At 65.6% G+C, this 6,402-nt stretch carries 3 protein-coding genes and 2 rRNA genes (1 of these 5 running past the window's edge); 2 read left to right on the forward strand and 3 right to left on the reverse strand.

Annotated elements, in window-relative coordinates:
- Entirely contained in the window at window positions 1-1,134 is a 1,134-nt protein-coding gene (gene mtnA, locus STTU_RS11750; RefSeq protein WP_007822957.1) for an S-methyl-5-thioribose-1-phosphate isomerase, read from the reverse strand.
- A gap of 532 nt (window positions 1,135-1,666) precedes the next feature.
- On the opposite strand from mtnA, the gene STTU_RS11755 reads away from it, so the two are divergent.
- Window positions 1,667-2,539: a glycerophosphoryl diester phosphodiesterase membrane domain-containing protein gene (locus STTU_RS11755; protein WP_007822958.1), complete on the forward strand. Its 873-nt coding sequence runs from the start codon at window positions 1,667-1,669 to the stop codon at window positions 2,537-2,539.
- Between the two features lie 119 nt (window positions 2,540-2,658).
- Window positions 2,659-3,666, forward strand: coding sequence for a putative capsular polysaccharide synthesis protein (locus STTU_RS11760; protein WP_007822959.1), 1,008 nt, complete (start codon window positions 2,659-2,661; stop codon window positions 3,664-3,666).
- Window positions 3,667-3,791: 125 nt separating this feature from the next.
- Here STTU_RS11760 and rrf read toward each other — a convergent pair.
- Window positions 3,792-3,908 (reverse strand): 5S ribosomal RNA (rrf, locus tag STTU_RS11765).
- A gap of 101 nt (window positions 3,909-4,009) precedes the next feature.
- Window positions 4,010-6,402 (reverse strand): 23S ribosomal RNA (locus STTU_RS11770) (it continues 732 nt past the right edge of the window).

Here is a 6,402-nt window from a genome sequence, read left to right on the forward strand (position 1 = left end):
TTAGCTCATCGTTGCCTGACGTGAACTGGCACACAGAGCCGCCAGTCCCTCCGCCGTCACCGGGGTCACGACCCCGGCCTCCGTGACAATCGCGCTGATCAGTCCGGGCGGTGTGACATCGAACGCGGGGTTGTACGCCCGCGTCCCGAGCGGCGCCAGCGGCACCGCGAGACCCCCGCGCCCCCGCACCTCGGTCACCTCGTGCCCGGCCCGCTGCTCCACCTCGATCGCCGCCCCGTTCTCCGTGGCGAGATCCACCGTGGACAGCGGTGCGACGACGACGAACGGCACCCGGTGGTGGTGCGCGAGCACAGCGAGCGGATAACTGCCCACCTTGTTCGCCACCGCCCCGTCCGCCGCGATCCGGTCCGCCCCGATCAGCACGGCATCCACCTCACCGGCCGCGAAGAGCGAACCGGCTGCGTTGTCCGCGAGCAAGGTATACGCCATTTGGCGCCGCGCCGCCTCCCACGCGGTCAGCCTCGCCCCCTGCCACAGGGGCCGCGTCTCGTCCACCCACAGCCTGCGCAGCCGCCCCGCGCGGTGCGCGGCGAGCGCCACGGCGAAGGCCGTGCCCTCGCCCCCGGAGACGAGCGCCCCGGTGTTGCAGTGCGTGAGCAGCCGGTGGCCGCCGCCCGGGAGCAGCCCGTCGAGCAGCTCCGCGCCGTGCGCGGCCATCGCCGCCGAGGCCGCGGCGTCCTCCGCGTGCAGCGCCCGCGCCTCGGCGAGCGTCGCACCGGCCGCGGCGGCACGGTCCGCTCCCGCCGCCCGCGCGGCACGAAAGGCGCGCTGCGCCCGCCGTGCACCCCGCGCCAGGTTCACCGCCGTGGGCCGCGCCGAGGCGAGCGCGTCGGCCGCCTCGTCCACGTCGAAGCCGCGCGCGGCGGCGAGCGCGACGCCGTACGCCCCGGCGATCCCCAGCAGCGGGGCCCCGCGCACGGCGAGCGAGCGGATGGCCTCGACGAGCGCGGGCGCGTCGGTGCACACGAGTTCGGCCTCCTCCTCCGGCAGCCGCCGCTGGTCGAGCAGCACCACGACGGGCCCCTCGGGCGGCTCGGACCAGCGCAGCACGGAGGGTGACTGCTCGGATCGCGGGGACGGTGGTGCCTGCGGTACGGGGGACTCTTCGGCCATTCCCCCAGTCTGCCCTCCTCGACGGGCCCGGCAGAAGCCGCCGGAGACCACCCTTTCCGCCCGCTCGCCAGCCCCGTCGACTCACCTGTTCGCGTGACACGATGTGGCCACGCCACCGTCCCTGAGCGGACCCGGCACCACCCACGAAGGAGCGTCGATGACGGACACCCCTGACCCCGCCCTGCCCGAAAACCCCCCACCGGGCTCCCCGGCCCCCGCCCCACCCCCGCACGAGCGCTCGGCACCTCCACCGAGCCAGGACGGTACGGGCCAGGAGCGGCCGGAGAGCCCCGGCGCCGGGCCGGGCGCCCGGCCCGACGCGATACCGGGGCAGCGGGGCCGGGGCGGGGCGCACGGGGCGGGGCCCAGCAGGTGGGACCACGGGGGCGCGGAGGCGGGCGGACCGGGCTGGGGCGGCCCGGGGCCGGGCGGTCCCGGTGGGGGCGGTGGTCCCCGGTGGGGTGGCGGGCCTGGGTGGGGCGGGCCCGGGTGGGGCGGTCCGCCTCTCGCGCCGCGCCCCGGGATCATCCCCTTGCGCCCGCTCGACCTCGGGGACATCCTCGGCGGTGCCTTCCGCATGATGCGCTCGCACTGGCGGGCGGTGCTGGGCATCTCGCTCGGCACCGCGGTCCTCGTCACGGGCGTCACCCTCGCTGTGCGGGAAACGACGTCCGACGCCACCGCGGGCACCTACGGCCTCAGCTCGCTCCCCGCCCAGCTCGTCTCGCTCCTCGGCTCGACGCTGGCGGTGGGGATGCTGACGTCGGTGGCGAGCCACGCGGTACTCGGCCGCCCCCTGAGTCTGAAGGGTGCCTGGCGCGAGGCGCGTCCGCGCTTCTGGAAGCTGCTCGGGCTGACGGTGCTGGTGGCCCTCGTCATGGCGGCGGCGGTCCTCGTATGCCTGGTCCCGGGTCTCCTCGTGAACACGGCGGGAGGCGGCGACGGCCTCACGATCCTCGGCGTCATCGCCGGGGTGGTCCTCGCGGTATGGCTGTACATCCGGCTGTCGTTCAGCACGGCCGCGCTCGTCCTGGAGCGTCAGGGCATCGTGGACGCGATGCGTCGCTCGGCGAAACTGGTCGACGGCGCCTGGTGGCGTACGTTCGGCATCCTGCTGCTGACCGGGGTCATCGCTTCGGTGGCCCAGTTCGTCATCGCGCTCCCTTTCGATGTCCTCGGCCTGCTGGTCGGTTTCACGGATTCGGAAGGGAGCAGTTCGACCGGCGGCCTCGCCTTCTCGCTCTTCGTGGGCGTCGGCATGATCGCCTCCACCACCTTCGCCTTCCCCCTCACCGCCGGCGTCACGGTGCTCCTCTACGTCGACCAACGCATCCGCCGCGAGTCCCTCGACCTCGACCTGACCGCCGCGAGCACACACCGTCCGGCGGCCCCCGGGCGCCTCTGAAGGGCCTCAACTACCGTGACCGTCAAGGTCCCTGGGGTATGTGCGGAGCGGCGGGTCCTACGTAGCCCGGAGACCCCGTGCCCCGGTGTGACTTTCACACATGGCCCATAATTGTTGTCATGCGCCCAATTCTTCGCCGTCCCACTCCCCCCGCTGCAGCCGAGCCGGCCACGCTGGGGCTCGATCCCCGCAGGCCGGGCCTGGATGTTCACCGCCTCTACGAAGTCGGCGAGGCCCTGGAGAAGCACCGGGAGCTGAAGCACGCCTCGTGGGTGTACCTCCAGGCCATCGCCCACGATCCCACCGCTCTCCCGGTGGACCGGCAGCTCGTGAACTCGGAACCGCAACGGTTCAAGCACCGGCGGATCATGGCCCGCTTCGTGAACGACCACCTGCCCGAGCTGAAGCGCCGGGTGCGGACGATGGGACCTGTGGAGACCGAAGGGGCACCGAAGCTCTTCGTCTTCTGGGAGCAGGGCTTCGACGACGCCCCGCCCGTCGTGCGTTCCTGCCGACGCAGGCTGGAGAAGATGCACGCAGGCGAGATCGTGGACCTCGATCTCAGCGGGCTGCGCAAGCTGGTGGACCTTCCGCACGAGGTCTACGCGCACGCCTCCAAGAACCGCGCGCACTTCGCGGACGTCGCCCGCTTCGCACTGCTCCACCGTTACGGCGGGGCCTGGCTGGACGCGACCTGCCTGGTGACCGAGTCGGTGACCGACCGCCTGCCCGAGCTACTGAACTCGGGTTTCTTCGCGTTCCGCTACCACGACGCCCTCATATCGAACTGGTTCATTGCCTCCAAGCCCGGGAACTACATCACGGGCATGGTCTACCAGGGACTGTGCGAGTACTGGCGGCGCAGGGACATCGACGTCAACTACTACTTCAACCACCACCTCTTCGAGTCCCTCTACTACCTGGACCCCGAGTTCACCCAGGTCTGGGACCGCACCCCCGACATCAGCTCGCACCCCCCGCACGCCCTGCAGCGTGCCATGCACGACCCGTTCACCGAAGAGCGCCTCCAGGAACTGCTCGACCAGTCCTTCATACACAAGCTGACCTACAAGCGTGACACGAAGCCGGGCAGCTTCCTGGAACACATCGAGCAGGAGACCTTCTGAGCAAGCGGCGTCATGGCGCGGCGGAGAGAATTCTCCCGCCGCGCCGTAACGCCTGCCAGGACCTGCCTGTAAACGCGGAAAAGCCCCGCACCAAGTGAATGGTGCGGGGCTTCCCCACAATAATTGTTCGGCGGCGTCCTACTCTCCCACAAGGTCCCCCTTGCAGTACCATCGGCGCTACGCAGCTTAGCTTCCGGGTTCGGAATGTAACCGGGCGTTTCCCACGCGCTATGACCACCGAAACACTATAAAACCGTCAACCACCCCGCCACACCGCACAAAAGGCGGGGGCAGTGTGTGGTTGTTCGTGGTTTCAGAACCAACACAGTGGACGCGAGCAACTGAGGACAAGCCCTCGGCCTATTAGTACCGGTCAACTCCACCCCTTACAGGGCTTCCATATCCGGCCTATCAACCCAGTCGTCTACTGGGAGCCTTACCCTCTCAAGGAGGTGGGAATACTCATCTCGAAGCAGGCTTCCCGCTTAGATGCTTTCAGCGGTTATCCCTCCCGAACGTAGCCAACCAGCCATGCCCTTGGCAGAACAACTGGCACACCAGAGGTTCGTCCGTCCCGGTCCTCTCGTACTAGGGACAGCCCTTCTCAATATTCCTACGCGCACAGCGGATAGGGACCGAACTGTCTCACGACGTTCTAAACCCAGCTCGCGTACCGCTTTAATGGGCGAACAGCCCAACCCTTGGGACCGACTCCAGCCCCAGGATGCGACGAGCCGACATCGAGGTGCCAAACCATCCCGTCGATATGGACTCTTGGGGAAGATCAGCCTGTTATCCCCGGGGTACCTTTTATCCGTTGAGCGACGGCGCTTCCACAAGCCACCGCCGGATCACTAGTCCCGACTTTCGTCCCTGCTCGACCCGTCGGTCTCACAGTCAAGCTCCCTTGTGCACTTACACTCACCACCTGATTACCAACCAGGCTGAGGGAACCTTTGGGCGCCTCCGTTACTCTTTAGGAGGCAACCGCCCCAGTTAAACTACCCATCAGACACTGTCCCCGATCCGGATCACGGACCCGGGTTAGACATCCAGCACGACCAGAGTGGTATTTCAACAACGACTCCACAACCACTGGCGTGGCCGCTTCACAGTCTCCCACCTATCCTACACAAGCCGAACCGAACACCAATATCAAACTGTAGTAAAGGTCCCGGGGTCTTTCCGTCCTGCTGCGCGAAACGAGCATCTTTACTCGTAATGCAATTTCACCGGGCCTATGGTTGAGACAGTCGAGAAGTCGTTACGCCATTCGTGCAGGTCGGAACTTACCCGACAAGGAATTTCGCTACCTTAGGATGGTTATAGTTACCACCGCCGTTTACTGGCGCTTAAGTTCTCAGCTTCGCCAACCCGAAAGTCAGCTAACCGGTCCCCTTAACGTTCCAGCACCGGGCAGGCGTCAGTCCGTATACATCGCCTTACGGCTTCGCACGGACCTGTGTTTTTAGTAAACAGTCGCTTCTCGCTGGTCTCTGCGGCCACCCCCAGCTCACACTGCAAAAGTGATCACCAAGCGTGGCCCCCCTTCTCCCGAAGTTACGGGGGCATTTTGCCGAGTTCCTTAACCATAGTTCACCCGAACGCCTCGGTATTCTCTACCAGACCACCTGAGTCGGTTTAGGGTACGGGCCGCCATGAAACTCGCTAGAGGCTTTTCTCGACAGCATAGGATCATCCACTTCACCACAATCGGCTCGGCATCAGGTCTCAGACTATGTGCCAGGCGGATTTACCTACCCAACGTCCTACACCCTTACCCCGGGACAACCACCGCCCGGGATGGACTACCTTCCTGCGTCACCCCATCACTCACCTACTACCAGCCTGGGTCACCGGCTCCACCACTCCCCTCAACTCCGAAGAGATCAGGGCGGCTTCACGGGCTTAGCATCACTGGATTCAATGTTTGACGCTTCACAGCGGGTACCGGAATATCAACCGGTTATCCATCGACTACGCCTGTCGGCCTCGCCTTAGGTCCCGACTTACCCTGGGCAGATCAGCTTGACCCAGGAACCCTTAGTCAATCGGCGCACACGTTTCTCACGTGTGAATCGCTACTCATGCCTGCATTCTCACTCGTGAACCGTCCACCACTCGCTTACGCGGCAGCTTCACCCGGCACACGACGCTCCCCTACCCATCACAGCCTCCGTTGGGGACGTTCACGCTGCAATGACACGACTTCGGCGGTACGCTTGAGCCCCGCTACATTGTCGGCGCGGAATCACTAGACCAGTGAGCTATTACGCACTCTTTCAAGGGTGGCTGCTTCTAAGCCAACCTCCTGGTTGTCTCTGCGACTCCACATCCTTTCCCACTTAGCGTACGCTTAGGGGCCTTAGTCGATGCTCTGGGCTGTTTCCCTCTCGACCATGGAGCTTATCCCCCACAGTCTCACTGCCGTGCTCTCACTTACCGGCATTCGGAGTTTGGCTAAGGTCAGTAACCCGGTAAGGCCCATCGCCTATCCAGTGCTCTACCTCCGGCAAGAAACACACGACGCTGCACCTAAATGCATTTCGGGGAGAACCAGCTATCACGGAGTTTGATTGGCCTTTCACCCCTAACCACAGGTCATCCCCCAGGTTTTCAACCCTGGTGGGTTCGGTCCTCCACGACCTCTTACAGCCGCTTCAACCTGCCCATGGCTAGATCACTCCGCTTCGGGTCTTGAGCGTGCTACTACAGCGCCCTGTTCGGACTCGCTTT

It is taken from the genome of Streptomyces sp. Tu6071, assembly GCF_000213055.1.
Classification (GTDB): domain Bacteria; phylum Actinomycetota; class Actinomycetes; order Streptomycetales; family Streptomycetaceae; genus Streptomyces; species Streptomyces evansiae.

Coding starts and splice junctions, on each gene's coding strand:
- mtnA (WP_007822957.1), bottom strand. CDS start 1,134: ATGGCCGAAGAGTCCCCCGTACCGCAGGCACCACCGTCCCCGCGATCC.
- STTU_RS11760 (WP_007822959.1), top strand. CDS start 2,659: ATGCGCCCAATTCTTCGCCGTCCCACTCCCCCCGCTGCAGCCGAGCCG.